Source organism: Candidatus Nitrosocosmicus franklandus, assembly GCF_900696045.1.
Lineage (GTDB): Archaea > Thermoproteota > Nitrososphaeria > Nitrososphaerales > Nitrososphaeraceae > Nitrosocosmicus > Nitrosocosmicus franklandus_A.
This window is the reverse complement of record NZ_LR216287.1, coordinates 2,417,813-2,441,992: the sequence shown is the minus strand read 5'-3', so window position 1 is coordinate 2,441,992 and position 24,180 is coordinate 2,417,813. Positions and strand designations below refer to the sequence as shown.

21 protein-coding genes are annotated in these 24,180 nt (G+C 36.4%); 5 read left to right on the top strand and 16 right to left on the bottom strand.

Annotation, left to right across the window (positions count from 1 at the left end; all coding sequences use genetic code 11):
- Nucleotides 1–270: 270 nt before the first annotated feature.
- Both larB and NFRAN_RS11405 read right to left on the bottom strand, forming a co-directional pair.
- Nucleotides 271–1,047, bottom strand: coding sequence for a nickel pincer cofactor biosynthesis protein LarB (larB, locus tag NFRAN_RS11410; RefSeq protein ID WP_134485103.1), 777 nt, complete (start codon nt 1,045–1,047; stop codon nt 271–273).
- Nucleotides 1,048–1,060: 13 nt separating this feature from the next.
- The gene (locus NFRAN_RS11405) at nt 1,061–1,978 is read right to left on the bottom strand and encodes a malate dehydrogenase (protein WP_134485102.1); all 918 of its coding nucleotides are present in this window, start codon (nt 1,976–1,978) and stop codon (nt 1,061–1,063) included.
- Between the two features lie 130 nt (nt 1,979–2,108).
- Here NFRAN_RS11405 and larC point away from each other — a divergent pair, with 130 nt between their 5' ends.
- The 4 genes from larC to NFRAN_RS11385 are packed head-to-tail and all read left to right on the top strand — an operon-like array spanning nt 2,109 to nt 6,024.
- On the top strand, nt 2,109–3,401 hold the full coding sequence (larC, locus tag NFRAN_RS11400) for a nickel pincer cofactor biosynthesis protein LarC (RefSeq protein ID WP_134485101.1): 1,293 nt from the start codon (nt 2,109–2,111) through the stop codon (nt 3,399–3,401).
- Nucleotides 3,382–4,254, top strand: coding sequence for an ATP-dependent sacrificial sulfur transferase LarE (gene larE / locus NFRAN_RS11395; RefSeq protein WP_134485100.1), 873 nt, complete (start codon nt 3,382–3,384; stop codon nt 4,252–4,254). Before larC ends, larE begins: the two co-directional genes overlap by 20 nt.
- Before the next feature lie 14 nt (nt 4,255–4,268).
- The gene (locus NFRAN_RS11390; protein WP_134485099.1) at nt 4,269–5,489 is read left to right on the top strand and encodes a cysteine desulfurase family protein; all 1,221 of its coding nucleotides are present in this window, start codon (nt 4,269–4,271) and stop codon (nt 5,487–5,489) included.
- A 37-nt stretch (nt 5,490–5,526) separates the two neighbouring features.
- Complete coding sequence (locus NFRAN_RS11385) at nt 5,527–6,024, top strand: redoxin domain-containing protein (RefSeq protein WP_134485098.1); 498 nt, start codon at nt 5,527–5,529, stop codon at nt 6,022–6,024.
- An 82-nt stretch (nt 6,025–6,106) separates the two neighbouring features.
- On the opposite strand, the gene NFRAN_RS11380 is transcribed toward NFRAN_RS11385, so the two are convergent.
- From NFRAN_RS11380 to NFRAN_RS11315, 14 genes are all read right to left on the bottom strand, one after another.
- Nucleotides 6,107–6,619 carry an acetyl-CoA carboxylase biotin carboxyl carrier protein subunit gene (locus NFRAN_RS11380; protein ID WP_134485097.1) on the bottom strand — a complete coding sequence of 171 codons (513 nt, stop codon included), beginning with the start codon at nt 6,617–6,619 and terminating at the stop codon, nt 6,107–6,109.
- Nucleotide 6,620: 1 nt separating this feature from the next.
- Complete coding sequence (locus tag NFRAN_RS11375) at nt 6,621–8,132, bottom strand: acetyl-CoA carboxylase biotin carboxylase subunit (protein ID WP_134485096.1); 1,512 nt, start codon at nt 8,130–8,132, stop codon at nt 6,621–6,623.
- Between the two features lie 12 nt (nt 8,133–8,144).
- Nucleotides 8,145–9,689 carry an acyl-CoA carboxylase subunit beta gene (locus NFRAN_RS11370; protein WP_134485095.1) on the bottom strand — a complete coding sequence of 515 codons (1,545 nt, stop codon included), beginning with the start codon at nt 9,687–9,689 and terminating at the stop codon, nt 8,145–8,147.
- A gap of 96 nt (nt 9,690–9,785) precedes the next feature.
- A complete protein-coding gene (locus NFRAN_RS11365; protein ID WP_134485094.1) occupies nt 9,786–10,016 on the bottom strand; it encodes a hypothetical protein in 231 nt (76 codons plus the stop codon).
- 54 nt (nt 10,017–10,070) lie between these two features.
- The gene (locus NFRAN_RS11360) at nt 10,071–10,526 is read right to left on the bottom strand and encodes a hypothetical protein (RefSeq protein ID WP_134485093.1); all 456 of its coding nucleotides are present in this window, start codon (nt 10,524–10,526) and stop codon (nt 10,071–10,073) included.
- 32 nt (nt 10,527–10,558) lie between these two features.
- A complete protein-coding gene (locus tag NFRAN_RS11355; RefSeq protein WP_134485092.1) occupies nt 10,559–11,779 on the bottom strand; it encodes an AAA family ATPase in 1,221 nt (406 codons plus the stop codon).
- A 20-nt stretch (nt 11,780–11,799) separates the two neighbouring features.
- Nucleotides 11,800–12,936 carry a hypothetical protein gene (locus tag NFRAN_RS11350; protein WP_134485091.1) on the bottom strand — a complete coding sequence of 379 codons (1,137 nt, stop codon included), beginning with the start codon at nt 12,934–12,936 and terminating at the stop codon, nt 11,800–11,802.
- 50 nt (nt 12,937–12,986) lie between these two features.
- A complete protein-coding gene (locus tag NFRAN_RS11345; RefSeq protein WP_134485090.1) occupies nt 12,987–13,595 on the bottom strand; it encodes a 30S ribosomal protein S7 in 609 nt (202 codons plus the stop codon).
- A gap of 3 nt (nt 13,596–13,598) precedes the next feature.
- A complete protein-coding gene (locus NFRAN_RS11340; RefSeq protein ID WP_134485849.1) occupies nt 13,599–14,036 on the bottom strand; it encodes a 30S ribosomal protein S12 in 438 nt (145 codons plus the stop codon).
- Nucleotides 14,037–14,042: 6 nt separating this feature from the next.
- A complete protein-coding gene (locus tag NFRAN_RS11335) occupies nt 14,043–14,513 on the bottom strand; it encodes a NusA-like transcription termination signal-binding factor (protein ID WP_134485089.1) in 471 nt (156 codons plus the stop codon).
- Between the two features lie 190 nt (nt 14,514–14,703).
- Nucleotides 14,704–15,003, bottom strand: coding sequence for a ribosomal L7Ae/L30e/S12e/Gadd45 family protein (locus tag NFRAN_RS11330; protein WP_134485088.1), 300 nt, complete (start codon nt 15,001–15,003; stop codon nt 14,704–14,706).
- A 7-nt stretch (nt 15,004–15,010) separates the two neighbouring features.
- Entirely contained in the window at nt 15,011–18,805 is a 3,795-nt protein-coding gene (locus NFRAN_RS11325; protein WP_134485087.1) for a DNA-directed RNA polymerase subunit A', read from the bottom strand.
- Nucleotides 18,806–18,848: 43 nt separating this feature from the next.
- Complete coding sequence (locus NFRAN_RS11320) at nt 18,849–22,211, bottom strand: DNA-directed RNA polymerase subunit B (protein WP_134485086.1); 3,363 nt, start codon at nt 22,209–22,211, stop codon at nt 18,849–18,851.
- Nucleotides 22,212–22,219: 8 nt separating this feature from the next.
- Nucleotides 22,220–22,471 (bottom strand): DNA-directed RNA polymerase subunit H, encoded by a 252-nt coding sequence (locus tag NFRAN_RS11315; RefSeq protein WP_134485085.1) that lies wholly within the window; start codon nt 22,469–22,471, stop codon nt 22,220–22,222.
- Nucleotides 22,472–22,914: 443 nt separating this feature from the next.
- On the opposite strand from NFRAN_RS11315, the gene NFRAN_RS11310 reads away from it, so the two are divergent.
- Nucleotides 22,915–24,165, top strand: coding sequence for a hypothetical protein (locus NFRAN_RS11310; protein ID WP_134485084.1), 1,251 nt, complete (start codon nt 22,915–22,917; stop codon nt 24,163–24,165).
- Nucleotides 24,166–24,180 lie beyond the last annotated feature (15 nt).

Genomic DNA, 24,180 nt, shown 5'->3' with positions numbered 1-24,180 from the left:
TATTGTAGTTGCATTACTTGTATCATTCATTCTTTTAGAATTTAGAAATAAAAAAGAGAACTAGGACTAAATGATTAGAATGTTCTCATGTACAATTGAGACAGGTGAAAAACCCTTAAAGTTATCCTGCTAGAAATATTGTTCAAACAGAATGAGTGACTTTATATGATAGAATACATGGCTATATGTTTTCTATATTAGGACTGACATCTTTAACTTTTAGATTTTGACAAAAAGGAAGGGCGCATAAAGTAGTTTCAAATTTGTTGATTACGTTTTTCTATTTGCAATCATACTTGCAAATATTCCTCCACCTATTCCATTATCTATGTTTACAACTGCCAGTCCAAAAGAACATGTTTGAAGCATAGAGGTCAACGGCCCTATACCATTCCCCCCAAATCCGTATCCAAAAGAAGTTGGGACTCCGATAACTGGAACCTTTACCAAAGATGTTATAACCGCAGGCAATGCACCTTCCATTCCTGCTACAGCTACGATAGCATCAACCTTCTTACTAGTTATATCCTTGAGTGGACCTATCAATCGATGAAAACCGGCAATTCCTACATCGTATGAGGAATATGACGTACAACCCATGACTCGTGCTGCCAATCTAGCTTCTTCAGCTACCCCTATGTCAGATGTCCCTGCGCAAATTATTCCCACCTTCCCGTCCTTTACCGGAGGTAGAAAAGATTCATCTTTGTAGATTAAAATAGACGTACTGTTTCTTCCACTATCTATTAAATACCCAATTTTTTCGAAATGATGTGCTACTTTTTTAACTATTGAGGGCCTAATCTTGCTCACAAGAACATAACCTTTCTTTTGGAGAATCCTATTTAAAATTAGTAACAAATCTCTTGGCTTTTTGTGTGTTGCAAGAACTATCTCTGGAATAAACTTCCTGTTTGCTCTATTGATATCTAATTGTGCAACTTGGTCCTCAACATGTTCTATGGAAAAAAGAGAAAGGGAATCGATTACCTCGTCTATGCTTATCTTATCATTTCTATAATCGAGTAAAAGCTCCCTTAAATCCATAAAGCATAACTATTTATGATGGGAGAATGGATATGGCTTCACTCACATTTTTTACGCCTTGTTCAAATTCCTTACGTTCAAAGTCGTTTAGAGGGAGTTCTATAATTTTTTCAATCCCATTCCGGCCCACTACTGCTGGAACTCCTATGCAAACATCTTTTACCCCATATTCTCCATCCAAATATGCAGATAAGGGGATCAATCTTTTTTTATCTTTAACTATGGCTTCAGCCATAATCGAAACAGCATTCCCTGGAGCATAAACCGTAGCTCCTTTAAGCTTTATCACTTCGGCAGCTACTTGTTTAGTTTTTTCGTAAATCTCTTTTGATTGTGTTTCGTTTATAAAATTAGTTAAGGGGATTCCCGAGATTGAAGAAAATCTGATAAGCGGTAACATTTTTTCACCATGTTCACTAATGACCATGGCAGAAATAGATTCTCTTGAAATTTTTGTGTAATCGTGGATAAAACTTGCAAATCTAGAAAGATCTAGCATACCACCCATCCCCATTACTTTGTTTTTTGGATATTTGGTAGTTTTTAATGCAAGATATGTCATTGGGTCTAAAGGATTTGTTACCACAATCAAATTTGATTGGGTATTATATTGTGAAATTTTTGAAGAAACATCTTTAACTATAGAAGCGTTAGTCTTGAGCAGATCCATTCGAGTCATTCCAGGCTTTCTACCAACGCCGGCAACCAAAATAATGATATCAGAGTTTCTTATAACACCAAAATCATTAGTCCCAATCAAGTAACTGTCCAAACCTTGAACAGAAAGCTGATGATTAATGTCCATTGCTTCACCCTGGGGCAGACCCTCAATAATATCTACAAGGTAAATCTTAGGATCCAATTCTCTCAGGCCACAATTCAAGGCTATAGATGCTCCGACTTTGCCAGAGCCAATAATAGATATAGTCACATACTTATGAAATTATTTTTTTTATTTATAGTTTTAAATTCAAATCCCTGTTGGCGTAGATAACTTTAGTTTGCCAAAAAATCCATTTGATCCTGCTATAATTGAATAAAAAGGAGTATTTATAACCTTATTGTACTTGACCAAGATTGCAGTAATTGATCCCCAGATTTGCGGCATATCAGGTGATATGTTCCTATCGTCCTTAGTCGACTGTGGTGCAAATAAAGACAAGATTATCAAGAAAATAAGACTTTTGGAGAAACAATTTCCGGGAGCAACCATACATGATATAAAGTTTGTACAAACTGAGACAAACGGCTTCAGAGCAACTGCATTTCTTATGGAGCTGGAAGAAAATTTTTCGGAAATGGAGGCGGTGGAAATGCTTCGAATTATGACCAGGTGTTGTGAAACTGCGGAACTCAGTCAGCGGGGAAAACGATTTGTGCTAGAATCATTAAACACCCTAATTAGAGTAGAATCCGTAATTCATAATAAGCAGCCCAAAGATCTTCACCTGCACGAATCTGCCAGTATTGACACAGCGGTTGACCTAATAGGCAGTGCAGTAGCATTAGAAGATTTGAATTTGTTTAACGATACTGTTTTTTATGCTACTAGAGTCTCGGTAGGTGGAGGCTTCACAGAATTTTCACATGGTAAAATGCCAAACCCAACTAATGCTGTTTTGGAAATATCAAAGGATCTCAAAATCCCGATTATAGGTGGCCCGGTAAGTTCTGAGATAAGTACACCAACAGGCGTTGCTATACTCTCGGGTCTAAAAATAAGAAGAATGCAATTTTATCCCGAAATGACGGTTGAAAAGATTGGCTATGGAGCAGGAAAAAAGAGGTTTGAAAAAATACCCAATATTTTAAGAATATGCATCGGACTTGACTATAAGGAAGATTTAATCTCTAAAGACTTTGTAACTGTATTAGAAACCAACATAGATGATGTGTCAGGAGAAATTCTTGGAAATTTGGCAGAAAGATTGTCTGCACCAGAATTGGGTGTTAAGGATTTTTCAATAGTCAATGGTTTAACCAAAAAAAATCGACCTGTTAATATTCTTAAGGTAATTTGCTCTGAGCAAGAGGAAAAAAATATTGCTAGGATTATTTTTGAGGAAACAGGTACATTAGGTATCAGAAGAGTAATCAACGAGAGATACACACTAGAAAGATATAGTTTATCAGTTCCTATTATTGTCAATGGAAGAGAATTCATGGTTGCAGTAAAAATTTCAAAGGATGATCAAGGAAATATAATCAAGGTCAAGCCAGAATATGAAGATATAAAAAAAATTGCCATAGAGTCGGAACTTGGTTACAAAAAGACTCTTGATCTTGTCAATAATTTAATATTTCAAAAAGGAGTAATCAAAGGTAGTAATAACGATGGCTACAAAGTCAATTAGGAGTTTATCTATTTCAAGCCTTGAAAAATACGAACGTCTAATAGATTGGTTTAAGACTAAAAATTCCAAAGTCATGGTAGCCTTGTCTGGTGGTGTAGACAGTGCCCTACTGGCTCTTGTATCTAGACGGGCTTTAGGCAAGGAAAATATTCTAACAGTAACAGCAAATTACAAGACTTTAGCAGATGAAGAATTACAGATAGCAAAGAAAATTGCAAAGGAAATAGATGTTGATCACCTGATGATAGAATACGATGAACTTGAAAACCCTAATTTTGTAAGAAATGATAAAATGAGATGCTTTCATTGCCGAAATGAGCTGGCAGATAACTTGCTGAAGGTTGCCAAAGAAAAGCAAATTGGTCTAATTGTTGACGGAAGCCATGTAGATGATTTGCAAGACGATAGACCAGGCATGATTGCATTACGGCAAAAAGGAATTACCAGCCCTCTTATAGAAATAGGATTGAACAAAACAGAGATTCGTTACTTGGCAAAGATAAATAATTTATCAATATACGACAAGCCTTCTAATTCATGTCTTGCCTCAAGAATCCCCCATGGTTCGGAGGTGACTTTGATAAAACTTGGTAGAATTGAAAACACAGAATATATTACAAGAAAAGCTCTGAATTTAAGAAATATCAGGGTTAGAGATCATGGAGATCTTGCAAGGATAGAAGTAGATAAAGAGTACTTTGCAAAATTTGTAAATGCTGAAATACTTCAACAGTTAGTTATAAGCATAAAAAAGTATGGATTCAAATATGTTACACTTGATCTCGAAGGCTACAGAAGCAATAAGGATGATCCGCCAATCGATCTCATATTAGATACCAAGGTATCAACTTAGGATAGATATCACAAATGAATGAGACTTCTAGAGTATACTTAGATAATGCCGCTTCTACTCCAGTAGACCCAGCAGTAATTGAAGCCATGATGCCCTTTATGGTAGATCACTTTGGAAATCCTTCTTCTCTTCATGGTAGTGGAAGAAAAGCCTCAGTGGCAATATCCAAAGCTAGATCACAGGTCGCCAAATTGATAAATGCCAATCCAAATGAAATTTATTTTACCTCTGGAGGGACCGAATCCAATAATTTGGCACTTGTAGGATATGCAAAAATGGTAAAGAGGCATAGACCTGATTGCAATAAAATCCTAATATCAGAAATAGAACATGAATCAATACTGGAAACCGTTAGTTTCCTAGAGAAGGACCTAAAATTTAATATTAATTTTATTCGTACCACTAGTGATGGATTTATAGATTTGAATTCTTTCGGCAATCTATTGTCACCTGAAACATGTCTGGTAAGTGTAATGTTGGTAAATAACGAAATAGGTACAATACAACCTGTTCAATCTATGATTAATATCATCAAGAAAAGGCAGTACAAGACTATTTTTCACTCCGACGGGGTACAAGCTCTAGGCAAAATTCCCATAGATGTACGACAAATGAAATTAGACATGTTATCGATTTCATCACACAAGATTAACGGGCCAAAAGGTATAGGAGCCTTGTACATTAGGAAAGGTATTAGCGTAGAACCTATACTATACGGCGGAGGCCAGGAGATGAGTATGAGATCTGGAACAGAAAATGTGTATTCTATTGTAGGCTTCGGAAAGGCATGTGAAATATGGAAAAATCGATTACAAGAGGCAAATTTGAACATTAAAAAGCTCCAAGATTATACAATTAATCGAATTATTAATGAAATCCCTGAATCAAAGATTAATGGTTCATTACAAAACAGAGTTGTTAACAATGTAAATTTCTCATTTAAGGGGATCAATGGAGAGGATTTGCTTGTCAAATTAGACGAATTCGGAATAGAGGTTTCGACAGGCTCTGCATGTTCTTCTAATAAGAAAAAAAAGGAATCCCATGTATTGAGGTCGTTGGGATTGCCGCATGATGAAATTGCAGGATCAATACGGCTTTCATTAGGATATCAGAACACAAAGACAGAGATGGATTTCGCAATAAATGTATTAAAAAATGTGATTAACGAATTCAGAAATTTAAATTGGTCAGAATCATCTCAAGGTTCCGATATAGTAACATCAGTCCCCTAATAGAATAATTTATTATCCTGAATCAATATTCTATTGTATGAGCAATAGTACTTATGGTAAGAATATTGAGGTCGGGGATAAAGCACCAGATTTCGAGCTTTTAGATACAAACCAAGAAATACACAAATTATCTGATTACAAGGATGGAATGACAATTTTAGCCTTTTTTCCTGCGGCTGGTTCACCGGTATGTACTGTAGAAATGTGCAATTTCAGAGATTCTCTCAATAGCCTTAAAAGCAAGAACGTTACGGTTTTAGGAATATCTGTGGACAGTCCATTTGCCAATAAGGTTTTTGCTGAACACCACGGTCTTAATTTTCCAATATTAAGTGATTATGACAGACAAGTTATTGAAAAGTATAATGTAGTAATGCCGAGTCTTGGAAAACTAAAGGATTTCAAAGTAGCCAAGAGATCTATATTTGTAGTCGACAACAAGAATTCTCAAATAATATATAAATGGGTAACAGACAACCCATTGATAGAACCTGATTATAATGAAATTAGGAAGGCTACAGGCACCTTCTCTTAGAAGTAACTTTTTTATTCTTTTAGAAACTTTTAGAAATTCGACAAGTTTGGAAAAGGAATTTTTTAACCTAACCGAATAAAGTCTACTCTAAGATAGCTACGACATCATTTCTAGATATACTTTGACCTTCTTTTACTTTTAATTCTTTTATTGTCCCATCTCTATGTGATTTAATGGCAACTTGCATTTTCATTGATTCCAAAACGACAATATTATCCCCTTGTTTTACTGTGTCCCCTTTATTAGTGGCTACTGAAATTACCCTTCCCGGTATCTGACTGGAAATCGTGTTCTGAGAGTTTGAGCCACCAGATAATCTATTGGATTTTTCAATAATTTCAGACAGTTTGATATGTTTCTTGAGTACCATAGGGATATTATCCAATAAAAGTTTCAACTCTGTGCTTGTAGATTCGCTAATCATTGTTTCATGAAATGTATTATCAAAAATGAATTCAAATCTGTCGGATTTCATTTCAATGATTTTGATCAGGTGTTCTGAACCATTGATTTCAATGATCAGATTTCCATCTTTGTCAAAACCCACTATTTTTCCTTTAAATTCCTGGTTTATTTCTTCAACCTTTATTTCCAATTTAACTGGTCAATCCCCCAAATTTCCAATTATATGACGAGCCATTTTGTACTTGATTGCTTTTCTTTACATACTCGGATTGTAATATTGCAGACCCAACTGCAGGCAATAGTCGATTGTGAAGATCCGAATTAATGGATTTTTGTTCATCTTTCATCTTTTGGATTATTGAGTACCTATCCAAGTAGTCTGTCGAGAGGTCTCCAGAAATAAAGTATTTGTCGTTCATTATTGTTTTATAAAGAGGAATAGTAGTATTTATCCCCTCAATAATAAACTCATTGAGTGCATTTCTCATCCTGCGCCTAGATTCATCAAATGTGGATCCCCATGATATCAGCTTTGCAGTCAAAGAGTCATAAAATCCAGAGACGGTACAACCAGGATACAAGTATGTATCGACTCTTATACCGGGTCCATAGGGTAAATTGCAATATGGAACTTTACCCACAGATGGAGCAAAGTCATAAAATGGATCCTCAGCATTAATTCTGCACTCGATTGCACAACCATTTAATTTTAGATCATTCTGCTCAAAAGGTATTTCTTCGCCGTTCGCTATCGATATTTGAAGCTTTACAAGGTCAAGGCCTGTTACTAGCTCAGTTACTGGATGTTCCACCTGAAGTCTTGAATTAATTTCGATAAAATAAAAATTGCCATCCGGATCACAAAGAAATTCTGCAGTTCCTGCATTGAGGTAATCTACGGCATCGGCAGCCCTTTTGGCTATTTCTCCAATTTCATTCCTCTTTTCAGGAGTCATGATCGGAGATGGCGACATTTCTATCAACTTTTGGTGTCTCCTCTGAATGGAACACTCTCTTTCAAACAAATGTCTAGTGTTACCATGAGAATCTCTAATCAATTGGAATTCAATATGCCTTATTTTTTCTAAGAATTTCTCTACAAAGAGAGCGGCTTTCCCAAATGCCGCCTTCGATTCAGCAGAAGCCATCTCAAATTCCTGTCTTAATTCCTTCTCATCTTTGGCTAATCTGATTCCCCTACCCCCGCCTCCAAAGGCAGATTTTAACAGTACTGGGTATTTTGCATCATTTGCAATCTGAACTGCTATTTCTACATCCTCAATTACTCCGTCGCTTCCTGGGACAGTAGGTACTTTTGCTTCATTCATTATGCGCTTGCATTTCATTTTATCCCCAGTTAAATCCATAGACACACTTTTTGGACCTATAAAAATAATATTGTTTTTTTCACACAATTCTGCAAAAGTCTCATTCTCAGAGAGAAATCCATAACCAGGATGAATTGCATCAACTCCTGCAGAGATTGCAACATCAATAATCTTGTTCATATTTAAGTAGCTCTGTGACGGGGCTGCAGGACCGATGTGGTATGCAGCATCAGCACGTTTTACATGAATAGACCTTACATCCTCATCAGAGTAGATGGATACAGACTTTATATCCAACTCTTTACACGCTCTTATTATTCTAAGTGCTATTTCTCCTCTATTGGCGATTAATATGCTTGATATTTGTTTGGTCATCTAACCAACCTTTTATAAATTGATATTACCGTGTTTCTTCCATGGCCTAGTCTCTCTCTTATTTGCTAAAGCGTTAAGGGCATTTATTATTGTGCCTCTGGATTCCATAGGATCTATTACCAGATCAATTGTTCCTCTTTCTGCAGCAATATAAGGATTAGCAAACTTGTTCCTATATTCTTTAGCTAAATTTTTCTTTTTAGTAGCTGCATCGGGTGAGTCCTTCAAACTCTTTCGGTGAATAATAGTTATTGCAGCCTCGGGTCCCAAGACAGCAATTTCAGCAGTCGGCCATGCGATATTAAGATCGGTTCCAAGATTCTTGCTGCCCATTGCAATATAAGCTCCACCATAAGCCTTTCCAATTATACAAGTTATCTTCGGAACTGTTGCCTCGCAGTAAGCATATAGAAGTTTGCTTCCATGTCTAATTATACCATTATGCTCCTGGTCTGTTCCCGGCAAATAACCAGGTGTATCAACGAGCGTAACAATAGGAATATTGAAAGAGTCGCAGAATCTAACAAATCGAGCGGCCTTATTAGAGGAGTGTATATCCAAAGCGCCGGCCAAGAAAAGAGGTTGATTCGCTATAATGCCAACCGACCTTCCACCCATTCTTGCAAAACCCACAACTATATTTTCAGCGAATAGTTCATGAACTTCAAAAAAGTTCCCGTTATCTACTATGGATTTAATTATCTCTTTCATGTCATAAGACTGATACGGGTTATCCGGAAGAATATTAATTAAATTCGGATCAGCTCTATTGATATCGTCGGAATTGTCCGTTAAAATCATTGGCTCTTCCCTGTTGTTCTGAGGTAAGAAAGAAATGAGCGTTTTGATCTTGTCCATGCAGTCGACTTCATCTTTAGCTATAAAGTGGGCTACCCCAGACTTTGTTGCATGAGTCCTTGCCCCCCCTAATTCTTCAAAAGTGACCTCCTGGCTCAAAACTTCCTTAACTACTTCTGGCCCTGTGACAAACATTTGTCCAATATTTTCAACCATAATTACAAAATCAGTCATCGATGGTGAATATACTGCACCCCCTGCACAAGGTCCAATACTTGCCGTTATCTGTGGAATGACACCCGATGCCAAAGCATTCTTATGAAAGATATCACCATAACCATCTAAACTCGATACGCCTTCCTGAATTCTTGCACCACCAGAATCCAGTATACCAATGATTGGACATCCTACCTTAAGTGCATGCGACATTACCTTGGAAACCTTTTTGCCAGCCATTTCACCTAGAGAACCGCCTAAAACAGTAAAATCATACACATAAATGAAGACTCTTCTTCCGTTTATGGTGCCATATCCGGTAACTAGACCATCACCATAATATTTCTTAACTTCAGGATCGTCGCCTCTATGAGTTACAAATTTATCAATTTCTGTAAAACTATTTGGATCTAGTAATAGATTTATACGCTCCCTCGCAGTTAGTTTCCCCTTCGAATGCTGGGATTCAACCTTATCTTGACCTCCGCCTGCTTCGGCATTGTGCTTTCGGTCATAGTATTGCTTTAGTTTCTCCTCATGCATATAATATGCTTTTGATCCTTAACATTATTTAATATAGACTTTGCTATAGATTTAAAGACATATTAAATGTGAATCAAGAATAATTGTTATACTTGATTACTTTTCCTTATCCTTCAACTCACGCAATCCACTTCTTCCTCCCTGAGCACGTCTAAAGTAATTCAATCCTAAATTGTAATTCTCATATAATGATTCGAGTGTTTCTATCTCCATCTTTAAGAATTCTTTATCATAAGTAGAAGACTTGCTTGAGTTTTGTAATTCGTTTAATTTCCTAATCTTTTCGGTAAGAATTTTACTGACATTATATTCATATTCACTAGACAATTTACTTTACCAGTATTGTTTATGGATTTATTTATTTTAACTTTGTTAAACTAATCAACCCTTGATTTTTCGTTGGAAGCTGGTCCTATAGTCATTAAGAATGTCTTTATTGAACCCTTTTAGACAATTACCACAATAAAAGACTCCACCATGATCCTTCTTACCTCCGATGTTGAATAATTCCATAATTAGTGGATCATTTGCATCCACAGGTTTATTACATATATAACATCTCGCATCCTTGAATAATTCTAAATAGGTTCTATCAGACCTATCTTCTTGGCTTGTCTGAGTCTTGTTCTTTATTCTAGTTCCTCCTTGAGTCTCCGGTCCATCAGGAGTCTTAGACTGCAGATAACAATCCTCATGTACTATTGCTCTTGATGCTTTTGACCAATATCCGAGATCCCCAATGCTTAACCTTTTCTTACAATTCTGACATAAACCTGAAAATTTAACCTTTATCTTTATCCAGTCTCCCGATGAAAATAAATCATTCCCCACAGTCATAAGTACACTTGCTTTCAAATTAAACTCTTAAGCTATCTAGACTTTTCTTTTTCGATAATTTCATTTAATTTCAAATTATCAGGGTTGTTGAAAACTAGTGAAAAATTTCCTGCATTCTTAAGGATGTGTATAAAATAAGAGTAATAAAAAAGGCCAATTTTACTCTCTCCTGTGTGAAACGTCCTAGCCATTTCACTTCGAACTCGACTCAAAGCTTGACCACGCATAAAAATCGATCCGATCAGAGGAAATGGAATCGAATACTGATTATATCGAATTGAAGGAAATCTACTAAAACGAAAGAGTTTTGAGACTAATACATCGTTTGCATATCTTAGTAACCTCCAATTTCGATTTTCATAAATCTTATTCACAAAAAGGTCGACTTCAGAGAGGTGATGTAACAAATCTGCCAATTCCGAAGAACTAAGGAACTTTTGATTACTTATAATACTCGTATAAAGAGCACCCAATAAATCCTTGCCACGTTCCTCCTGGCTATATCCAAATTTAGGCGTACTATAACGAACTGCTGAATTTGATAATATTTTTTTGATCTCGACAGGGTCATTCAGAGAAAAGAAACTATTGATACATTCTTCAATTGGTAACTCTTGTCCGGTTCTTGAGGTAACAGTTAGATTTCCTTCGAGAATTATTTGCAATCCATTTAATATACTTCTAGCATCCCCTTTACTCTGTTTAATTAAGTCGAGTTTAGTATTTTCATCCAAAATTTGCTCTTCTTCATTTAAAACATGTTGAATTAACAAATAGCTTGCATAGGTAGATAATGGACTAAATGTAATGACCTTACTATTTTTAACAATTTCTTTTATCTTTGTGCTTTTCGAATTAGACGCCATAATTATTGGAATTTCAGAGTTTTTCAATATAGTTCCTAGAAAGGATGATCCTCCAAAATCATCCCTTGTTGAGATACCATCGACCTCATCCAAAAATAGCAAGGTTTTCTTTCCAAACAAACTAGAATTAGATAGAATTGGATTAATTATATTTTCTAGGTTTATTTTGTTCCTTAAATCACTAGCATTTAGTTCGATTAGATCATAGTCAAAATGTATCGCTAGCGATTTTATAAAAGAAGTCTTACCGGTACCTGGTGAACCCACAAGCAAAAGTGGTTTAGTTCCCCTTATCCATTTAGCAAGCCATTCAATAACTGCCAGTCTTTCTTTTTCATTACCAAAAAAACTGTCTATTCTATTTACTCTGTATTTCTCTGTCCACATCAAGTAGAATCCAACTCCTTTTATTTGTCTAAGGTGACCTTGAGATCGTTTTGAAATTTTTCCAAAAGCTCAGGTCTATTTGCAGTTAATTCCCTATACCAGAATTCATTATAATGACCCACCGTTAAAAACAAAAATTCCAGGTAAGGTTTTGTTTTAAAATCATCTTCAAGCATTTCCAGAGCCAAATACGCTTCTGAAAGATAAGTTCTACTTTTCTCTAGTGTCAATCTAAATCCGGACTTTACGTCTCCGGTGAGTATAGAATAGAAAAGAGGCCACGAAGGTGATTTTATTCCCCTATTTGTAATTGCGTCTTGAATCTCGTTTCCACAACCAACACTCTCTGCGGCTTTGGCCATTCCAATATAGTAAATCTCGGATAATGGTTTTTGGTTAAGACACATATTTTTTCCAGCAGTCCCTAATACAGAACGATATTTCTTATAACTAAGTTCCAAGTTATCATAAGTCAAATCCAGAGAATTGGTTTTTAACTCATAATCGATTTTCTGACCTAAAAGAGCATCTACAAAGCCTGCTTCAAATTCTTTGAAAATATCAGAACCTAATTCTCTGATCTTCTGTTTAGCTAATAATAAAATATAAGGGTTCAAAAATTTATAATCGTCTAGAAATTCTAGATCTTCATCCCTATCCAATATTCGATCCATTGGCTCGCTAAGATCTATGGCTATTAAATGACCGTCAATTACATTATCACGCAGTTTTTGATCATTCAAACTCATTTTGCTAGCATAGCCATCATAAAGTGCAAAAAAAACAGGGAATGTCATCTTGACGAAATTTGAATTAAGTATACGATCGATCATATCGTAAACGATATCACGTCCAGTCATTCTTTCTCTTATACTTAATATTTGATCTATTTCTAATTCGAGTTCCTTAGTATTGCCAACCTCTGCTATGAATCTTCTGTGTGTTTCAATTGGCGATTGATCAGAATTAATCAGTTGATAAATTCCATCTTTGTAGCGTTGTACGAATCCTAGATATTCTCTCTTGGATTGATTTAAATAGTATTTGAATAAAGAATATTTTTGATCCTTTAGTAAACCACTTTTGAGAATACTCCTACCAGAAGGAGTTCTTAATAAGTTAGTTTTCTTAAAAATAAAATCATCTTTGCTGCTCATTGTGGCTCCTGAAGTACTTGACAGAATAATAAAATTGAATAAGCGGATTATTACCTTGACGACATTGCTATTCTTTCTTGTTCATTCTTCTTTTTTATTGCATAACTGTTCATGTCATTTTCTGATGCTAATATAATCTCTTTGGCCAAAACTTCCTCCATAGTTTGTGGTGATGAATAAGTTGATTCTCTCACACCTTCTGCTATAAACCTCAACGCCAGATCAACTCTCCGAAGTGGAGAAACATCAACTGAGACATGGTATACTACTCCTCCATATACTATTCGAGTGGTATCTTCATTTGGAGAAGCATTCTCTATAGCTCTAATGAGTAGCTCAACCGGATTTCTACCAGTTTCCAGTGATATAATTTCAAGAGCAGTCTTTACAACATTCATAACCCGGGCTTTCTTACCACCCATTCGACCAGTATTCTTTGCATACCTCTTTCCAAAATGCATTAACTTGTTGACAAGGCGTTCGACTATGTTTACCTCAGCCTTTTTTAAACGCTGATGTTCATGACGTCCAAATGTGATGGGAAAAGTCATTGATGGATACAAATGAATTACATTTTTCAACCCTTCGTCCTTAATTTCGATATTTGTTGTATCCCATTTATTAAATAATAGCATATTTGTTTGTTCTTTGCCACTCATTATTTATCGCCTCGGTTTTTCTTTCTTACCTCTAACCAATTGATTAAGTGATACACCGTTCACCTTGAAAACTTGCCATCTAACTCCAGGAATATCTCCCATTGCTCCTCCCATAGAACCACCAATACCTTCTAACACGACTTCGTCATGTTCATCGACAAAGTTCAATGCACCATCTCGCGGGAGAAAAGCTGTTATAGACTTTCCGTTCTTGATCAGTTGAACCCTAACACATTTACGAACGGCAGAATTGGGCTGTTTGGACTCTATTCCCACTTTCTCTAGAACAATTCCTCTAGCTTGCGGAGCACCTTCCAAAGGATTGGCTTTCTTATCAAGCATTAACATTCTTCTTTTATAGTATTTATTCGACCATCGGGCTCGTTTTCGTTTCGTCTTTAACACTCTACCCGAAAATAATCCTAAAGGTGATTTACTCAACATATATCACATCTTTTCACTTTTAATTAATTGTTCCGGACTTACTATCAAAACATTTGCAATGTTGAAATACCTCTTTGCCAAAATTCTAGCTTTATCTACATTCCGACCTTCTTTTCCGACTACAAGTCCTTTTTTCTTTGAGTCAACTACGACTAATGCTTGTTTTGAACCATCCTGGCGATCAACGAGTCTAATTTCCTGAATCATATTTGAATTAAATATATTCCTCACAAAATCTAATGGATGATCAGAGTGTTCTACCAATTCTATTTTTTTATTTATTACATTCTGTAATTGTTTTATATTTGAACCCCCTTTGCCTATGGCCATACCCATCTGGCCTTTATTGACTATGAAAATCACTCTTTCCATTCTTTCATCTATTATACAATCCCTAGCATCTGCAGTTGTAATACCCTGAAATAGAGATAATAACCTAAATTCATCGGGAGATAATTTTATTTTTTCACTCACTTTAAACTCATCTCATGGAATTCCTGTATTTTTTCCAAATATAATTACCTGTCTTTGGGATATCCAATTTAAGTCTATTTTTGTTTGAGCAATTCAAATGTAAATCCAGATTGAAAAAAAGGAAACTAACTGCCAAGACTATCAAAAATTATGAAAAACTGCATTACTTTCACTACCCCATCACCATTCATTAACCCTTCAGTTCAGAAATTTCTTCTTCGGATACATTTTTTAATGAAACTACACTCGTCCCATAGGACACACTGCACAATCTGCCCAATAACACTGAATTTCCTGAATACTTTATTACCTCAATATTATTTTCTTCAGCTACTTTCTTCAATCGTGTCTCCGAATCATGAGGAAGAGAACTTGAAAGAACTATAAGCTTTGTTCCCTTTATATACTGCATTACTTCCTTAAAACCGGTTTTTAATTTGTTATTTACTGCTGCTTCCTTTAAGGCTTTTGCCAACTTTTTTTCATTCATACCAAGTTTACTCCTTTACACTCATATATAGATCAATCATTCCCGTCCCCACAGGCACCGTCGCTCCTACAATAACGTTTTCAGTAACCCCCTTTAGTGGTTCGACTTGTCCTTCTAAAGCCGCCCTTGCTATAGTAGGGACAGTAATCTCGAAGGCAGCTCTAGCTAACACAGAAGTCTTTGTTCCTGCTATACCATGCCTTCCAATTTGCTGCAAGTATCCCTTAGAGGTCATTAAATCTGCAACAAGCATGATGTGGCGAATATCTACTTCTAGACCTTGCTCTTCCAAAGTATTTGTTATCTCTTTAACCAAGGCTGTCCTGGCGGCCTCAATTCCAAGAGTTTGCCAAATTTCAAATACGTTATTAGTTGTTACTCTGGTAACATCGACTCCTTCAACCAAGACAACCTTAGCCAAATTGGATCCAGCTGTCTGAATAACCCACTCATCATTTTGCTTTACGATTGTAACTCTTTCTATATCTGGAACACCCTTAACCCTCCCGTTTAAGAGTTTATTTCGGAGAGTGAGAAGTGTTTGAGCATCTGGCTCCTGTGATAACGATATCTTAATCAGTAACTGCTCCTCATTAACTGTAACCTCATACCGCTTTTTCGAACTCTTCAGGACTTCATGAATCTCTTGAATAGATGTCCCTCTATCAGCAATTTTTTTGTCTGAAAAGTAAAAGGTTAAATTTCCGCTATAGTCAGTATCAACTTTACTCACTAAATCAGAAATTCTTGTGAATATAATACGTTTTGCCACTTCTAAAGCCTTTTCCCTGGATAGGCGATGTTCTTCATCTAAATAAATATCCATAGTTGGAGTAACAGGCTTTTTTCGCGCATCCACCAATTCGATTAAACGAGGTAATCCAAGGGTAACATTTCGTTCCTTTACTCCCGCAAAATGAAAAGTTCGAAGAGTCATTTGAGTGCCGGGTTCACCGATCGATTGAGCAGTAACAACTCCAGCCGCTTCACCGGGTTCGACCATCGCTCTTTCAAATAGATCCATAATTTTTTGAACCACCTTCTTAATACTTGACTTACTCAATGGATAAGAAATAAGTGCTGATTCTATCTCTTGACTTAGTTTGGGATTCATCTTCTCTTTGAACTTTGATAGTAACTCCTTCATCTCTTCTTCTGTAGTTTTAGGTCCGTTATCTACAACAGATTCACTTTCTACAATTCTAGTGATATTTACAGCATCTCCGTGATCACTTTTGGCTGGATCAATCCCATCATCACCATAAATATACTGGACGATATTTCCATGGGGATCCCTCACAGTCAGGTCATACTCAATCTTTAGATGCTCTAAAGCATTAATTAGCCTACGCTGCATGTACCCTGATTGTTGTGTTCTTACAGCTGTATCAACCAAACCTTCTCGCCCTCCCATAGCATGAAAGAAAAATTCTATTGGATTTAGACCATCTCTATAATTTGACTTTACAAACCCTTTCGAATCAGGATTTTGATCACCGGGTCTGAAATGAGGCAATGCTCTATTTCTGTACCCCTTAATGATACGCTTTCCTCGGATTGACTGTTGACCTAGTGCGGCCGTCATTTGTCCAATATTTAAAGTGGAACCCCTGGCTCCCGTAGAGGCCATAATCACACCAGAGTTATCATCTGGAAACGATCTGTCAGCGATCTTACCGGCCCTATCCCTTGCCCTTGATAGCTCGTTTACAACATACAATTCCAAGGCCTCCTCGGGTGACAATCCCCTAGTTAAAGGTAGAGTTCCTTCATGGTATTGTTTTATCAATTCATCAATCTTATTATAGGTCTTTTCAATAACATCGGAAATTTCCTTGCGAGTATCTTCACTTAGCCACAAATCCGAGTAGCCATAACTAAATCCTTTGTGAGTGATATAGGTCTTGAGCATCACAAGAATGGCATCGAGGAAACGTTTTGCCTCATCGTTCCCATAGTCCTTGGCAATTCTGTGTAATACACTATCAGGTTCTTCAGCACCAATTGAAGCCTTATCAATAACTCCTGAAATTAATTGTCCGTTCCTTATTACAACATCCTTACCTTGTAATTTTGATGCTTTATTCCACTTTGAAGTAATTACAAAGTTAAAATCTTTTGGCAAAAATAATGAAAACAATTGTCTTCCTGTATAAAACATCTTACCGTCCTTTTCAACTTCTGGTTTCGGCAATGGACCATCATACCCTCCTAAATAAGCAAAATTAGAAATTTCATCAGCCGTCAAAAGAGTATCTTCTTTGGTCAACAGAAAAGCGCCTGTAATAAAATCTCTTATGGCACCAATTATAGGTCCTCCGTACCTTGGAGAAATAAGTTGGTCCTGAACCTTCATTAATAGTGCGGCTTCTGCTCTTGCCTCCTGACTCTGGGGAACATGCAAATTCATTTCATCGCCATCAAAGTCCGCATTATACGGTGGACACACGGCAGGATGTAGCCTGAATGTCCTATAAGGTAACACCTTTACGTTATGAGCCATAATTGACATACGATGTAAAGAAGGTTGACGGTTGAAGATGACAACATCACCATCCATCAAGTGACGCTCAACTGTGTATCCATTCATTAGAGAATCTGCGATAGCTGCTCGATCAGTTACGTAATCGAGTCGGATTTTTACCCCATCAGGTCTGATTATATAATTTGCTCCTGGATATTTGTTTGGTCCATTCAAAACCAAATTCTTTAGTTTATCTATGTTCCAAGATGATACAGTCTCTGGTATTGTAAGCTTTTTTGCAACATCGCTTGGGACACCTACATCTGAAATAGTCAAATTAGGATCCGGAGATATGACAGTTCTGCTTGAAAAGTCTACTCTCTTCCCTGACAAGGAGCCTCTGAATCGTCCCTCCTTTCCTTTAAGCCTCTGTGTTATTGTCTTTAGTGGTCGTCCTGATCGATGGTGGGCCTGAGGAATACCAGATACCTCATTGTCAAAGTAGGTAGTCACATGATACTGCAACAAATCAACCAAGTCTTGTACGATCAGTGGAGGGGTACCTGCTTCTTTACTTTCTTTTAATCTTTGGTTGACTCTGATAATATCAACCAACTTATGAGTCAAGTCATCCTCGGATCTAATACCAGTTTCCAAGATTATTGATGGCCTAACAGTGACTGGAGGAACTGGCAGTACTTGAAGAATAAACCATTCGGGTCTAGCCGTCTTTGGGTCGTATCCCAACAAGATTAGATCTTCATTAGAAACGTTAAGTAATCTCTCTCTAATGGTAATAGGTAATAGCCTATTTTCTCCGATATCAGTTTTTTCAACAAATATTGTTGGTTTTGTAAATATCAGGTCATACTGTTCCTTCTGACAGTGAGGACATACCTTGACTTTTTTAGCCTTCTCAATTATTTCATCCTTAACATTTTCCAGAGTAATAACAGCGTATGCGGCTTTACTATCTCGAAGATTTTTGTATTTTTCAAGTTCGTCATTATTTAACTTGATTCTATTGCATGACCTACAAGTTATTAGCAATAATTTGTGAATGTCATCTATAAAGGCTATGTGTAACACCGGCTCAGCAAGCTCTATGTGGCCAAAGTGACCAGGACATCTTGCAGAGGTATTGCCACAAGTTGCACATTTCTGTCCAGGTTCTAATGTCCCCAATCTATTATCCATTAATCCCCCTTGAACTGGCATACCATCCTCATCATACGTTTCTGGAGCTGTTACTTCAGTAACGCTAAATTTTCTTACCTCAACAGGAGACCAAATACTAAACCTAATTCCATCCAGAATTTTTATCGATTCGTCATTCATTTAACAAAACTCCTATTCAAAAAAGATAGATAAATAAAAAGGCTCAAACCTTCTCCTTTACCAATAAGCGAGGAGCCACATTTAAACTCATCATTTCTTGTAACAACAATTTGAAAGCGTATGCAATGACTACATTTGAAATCTTGGCTTTATCTCCACAAACCCTACAGACATATTTTCTTTGTTTAGTATCAAAATATGATAATAAGCCACATCGCTCACACACATTAATTTCAGCCTTGTCTGATTCCTCTAACAATCTATCTTTTAACATCATGGATGCACCATATGCAATGAGGCAATCTCTTTCCATTTCACCAAATCTTAGCCCACCCCCTCTGGCTCTGCCTTCAGTAGGCTGTTTGGTCAGCATCTGTACTTGTCCCCTTGCTCTACTATGGATCTTGTCTGCAACCATATGGTGAAGTTTTTGATAGTAAACAACCCCAATATACACATCCATAGGAAATTTCTTGCCAGTTCTACCATCATACATTATTTCCTTACCGCTATGCTTGAATCCATAGCTCCCCATTATATCCTTAATATCATTCAATTTCTCACCTAAAAATGCAGAACCATCGACTACCTTACCCCTAAGAGATGCAGCTTTTCCTCCAAGAGATTCCATGAACATACCAACAGTCATCCTAGAGGGGAATGCATGTGGATTAATCATGACGTCTGGAACCACCCCATCCTCTGTATATGGTAGGTCTTCCTGATTCACCAACATACCCACTACTCCTTTTTGTCCATGACGTGAAGCAAACTTATCACCGATCTCTGGGATTCGCATGTCTCTCACCCTAATCTTGTACATTTTTCCGCCCTCCACGGACTGAGTCATTATGACAGTGTCAACAACCCCGTTCTCAGAAGGTCTAACACCGATGGAAGTATCTCTTCTATATGGCCCCTTTACTTCAAATTCCTTATATTCTTCCATAAATCTTGGAGGTGATGTTCTACCGATCAGTATATCACCCCCGTTAACTACTGATTCGTGCATGATAGCGCCATCCTGCTCGAGCAATCGATAAGATTTTTCACCTCTGTAACCACGAATATTAGCTTCCGACGAGGGTATCTCAAAAGTGTCTTTCATTCCTCCTGGATATTGCTTTGCTTCTGCTTCATAGACACGGTAAAAAAAGGTACGAGCCAATCCTCTATCAACTGCGGACTTGCTAAACACTACTGCATCTTCAATATTATAACCTTCAAACGGAAGGACGGCAACTACACAGTTCTGGCCGGTGGGTCTTTCGTCGAGGCCTAAAAGATTTATTGCCTTAGTGGTAACAACGGGCATCTGTGGATAAAGCATAAAGTGCTGTCGCACGTATGTGCTTGCGTTCATCAGAGGCGTGGAGAATCCAAGACTTTGTTTAGCCATAGCGCTCTCGTAAGTATTTCGAGGTGACTGATTGTGTTCAGGATAAGGAATGATTGAAGCCCCCACACCTAGTATAGAAGATAAGTAAATTTCTACATGGGTATGATCATTAGTGATATTTTTCAGTTCACTGGCAATATAACAATTCTCTTCTTCATTTGCATCAACTAGTTCTATGATACCCATATAAAGTAAATCAGTCCATGACAAGAACTTTTTAGAGATTTTGTCTATGATCTCTTTGGTAAGAAGTATGTTTCCATCCTTAACAATTGCAAGAGGTCGTAGCACTCTACCTGAATTGCAACTTATGTATAATCTCTTTGTTGCATTATCATTCATTGAAGAGTAGTAATATATTCCCATATGAGGATGCATTCGTCCAGATCTTCTCATGCTTCGTAGTCTATTAGCCAGTGAGCCTCCATCTTCTATATATCCAATCAAGCGACCATCTACAAAAATTCGAGCTCCTTTTTGTTTTAATTCATCATTTGCTTCGTTTACGTTTTGAACACCCAATTCATATAGCTTTTCTATCACATCTGAGGACAAAACGCTCACAGAAATTACTGCAGATAATGCTAGGTTCTTTACTAGTCCACAATTAGAGCCTTCAGGAGTTTCGGAAGGGCATATTCGCCCAAAATGTGTCGCATGAAGATCCCGTGCCTCAAAATTAGGTTGGCTTCTGCTAAGAGGTGATTGTATACGTCGGAGATGGCTAACTGTTGACATATAATTAGTTCTATCCAATAACTGAGTAACTCCAACTCTTCCCCTTCCCCAGTTCCCCGTTGCAATAGCATTATTCAATTTGTCTGAAATTATTCCAGGTCTTACCGCGGCAGCAACAGCATTTATGCCGCGTTTCTGGCCAGATCTCTCTAGTTGATACTTCATATCTCGAATCAAATTTCTAAATGCTGTTCTAAATAAATCAGCCAACATTTGACCGGCAAATTTAATGACTTTATTCCCGTAATGATCTTTGTCGTCAGGCTCTATCCAATTGAGATTCAACTCAATCAACTTGCATGCTGATTCACCCAAGAATAAGGCCTTTTCATAACGGTTGTCCGGATTTTTCCCCAAATGTGGCAATAATCCCCAATCAAGCAAGGTTTCAGCTCTCTTAATTTGAAATTCCTCTAACATGCCTGGAGCAATTCTCTTGCTTATGTAAATAATAGCGTCTCTGCTTGTTGTTACTTCACCTGACTTTTCAAAAGATGGTTCTAACTCATCTTGAATTGCTTCATTAAGTGATACTGAATTTGCTATGTCTTTATCCGATTCTAATCCTAAGGCTCTGATTAAAATAATAAGTGGAATATCGACAGGAGAGCCAGGGATTTTAGAAACTATGGAACCATCTGGCCTCATAATTAATTCTAATTTGGCTCTGTAGCCAACTATGGAGGAATAAACCTTGGCCTTATAGAGCATAGTGCCAGAAGTTTCTTCGATATCTACAATTATTTTGTTGTAAGAGAGATCTTCTAGCCCGACGATTACTCTTTCCGAGCCATTAATAATGAAATAACCACCTGGATCCTTTGGATCTTCTCCGACATCAACCAACTTTACTTCGGAATAATTATGCAACATACATGCATTTGATTTAACCATCACGGGCATATCTCCAATATGTATAAACCGAGATTCCAAAGTCTTACCTTCTTCAACTATACTACATTCCAACATTATAGGCGAAGCATAGGTTAAATTTCTAAGTCTAGCTTCGACTGGTGCAACATGAGTGATGGATCCATCTAATTCCATAATACGAGGTTGCTGCATTTTTATCTTTCCTAACTTTATTTTATACGGATATTCAGCAGTCTCTATCTCAATTTCATTAACTTCATCTATTATACTCTGAAGCCCTCGTTCGATGAACTCATTATAAGAATTGAGATGTTGCCTCGCTACCCCTTCTCTGCGCAATATATCATTTATGATTGGCCACATATCAATAGAATTATTAGTAGTACTTACTGTCATGATCTAGATCAACCTTCTACTACGTATCTGTAATATACACTTTCACCTGCTGTAGAACTCTTCCGGGTGATTTTGATAACATCTCCAGGTTGCGCTCCTAAGCCTTGTATCCCTTTATCAGATGACATAATATATGGGAATTGACTAGGTTTGGCATTAAATTTCTTAAAAACAAGTTCGGCCTCTTCCTTTGAGAGGATTTCATGTTTAGGTTGGTAAATGTGATCAACAATCTTTATATCTTTTTTTTCACTAGACAAAGATCTCACTCCTCCGAGTAAAACATAAAGTATGTCTTAACAAAAGAAACGTCAAATATCCTATAAAATGCAGTTCGATTATATATAATATTCCCCTTCCGAAGTCGTTGGATAAAGGTATATGTGCTAGTTTGAATTAATTTTATCATCTTCTGAAAGGTTCTTGCGAGTTCATTTCCTTATGAAACATTACGTCAACTGTCAGAGTTGAATTTCAAATAATATATAATATTTGTTAGATTCTACTTGAAAGAATAAATACTCAAATTTTTGATTGTCAGAAAAATAATAGAGCGAAGCATAGTACTGAAATTTCCAATAGTAACGACATTGATTATAGTAAGTATAATAAAGGTAGGAAATATGCAAAATCTTGCATTGTGTGCAAAGATTTTGATCTTGGAATAAGTCTTATATTATTATGCAGTCTTTACAATAAATAGTTGTGGAAAATTGGAGATGTACTGGTTAACAGCAATGTACGAAAAAATTTCCCTATTTCATTTATGATAATAGGATTAATAAGTATTGGACTTACCCATTTTCTACCGAGTTTAGAGTCGTCTGGAGCATCTGCTGACCAATCAACCTTTATTGTCAAGAATGAAACAGGCTTCATTAATTCAAATAGGAATCAGACCAATAGTTCAGAAATATTATCTAATGTTTATTATCCAATAAAGATAGGGGAAATCATATTACCAATATCGATATCAAGTTATGGTAACTTCATTTCTACGATTTTTTTTGATAATGATGAAAAAAGTATTATTATAATAACTGATCCTCGAAATACTCTATCTGGTAAGCTATTGATAGACATACCAAGAGATATTCTTGATTCAAAGGCAAATGGAAATGATAAGAATTTTACTGTAATGATAGATGATCGTCCAGTAAAATTTCTAGAAGTAACAAACAAGAGCGAAGAGGAAATATTTTCTAATAATATGATTAATAATCTATCACCTATACAATATCCTAATAACACCGAAAGTAGAATACTAATGATAGAATTTGATTCGAATTCAAAAATAATCAAAATCAATGGTACCAATACCAGTTATTTAGACAAGGAAAATATTTCTCTCTTGAGTGAAAGTTCTCTATTTTATATTCCTATTCTTACCAATAGTAACATTAAACATTTGCCTTTGCAACTTACCGGAGGCATATTGAATAATACTCAATTAATAACAAATTCTCAGAGCAACAATGTATTAATATTGTCGATATTGTCATATAGCAATAATGGTAAGCTATTGATAGACATACCAAGAGATATTCTTGATTCAAAGGCAAATGGAAATGATAAGAATTTTACTGTAATGATAGATGATCGTCCAGTAAAATTTCTAGAAGTAACAAACAAGAGCGAAGAGGAAATATTTTCTAATAATATGATTAATAATCTATCACCTATACAATATCCTAATAACACCGAAAGTAGAATACTAATGATAGAATTTGATTCGAATTCAAAAATAATCAAAATCAATGGTACCAATACCAATTTCTCGGAAAATGGACCTCAAATAGATAGTACCATAAACGCTCAAACATCAATCGAGTCTGAAAGTCAGCAAATCATCGTAATTTTAGTTATAGCTGTGACAATAGCACTGAGTTTTCTAGGACTCTATCTATTATATCGCAAGAATAAGTTAAGTTTCATAAAAAAGATTAAGTCATAGCTAGGTATTATTTCG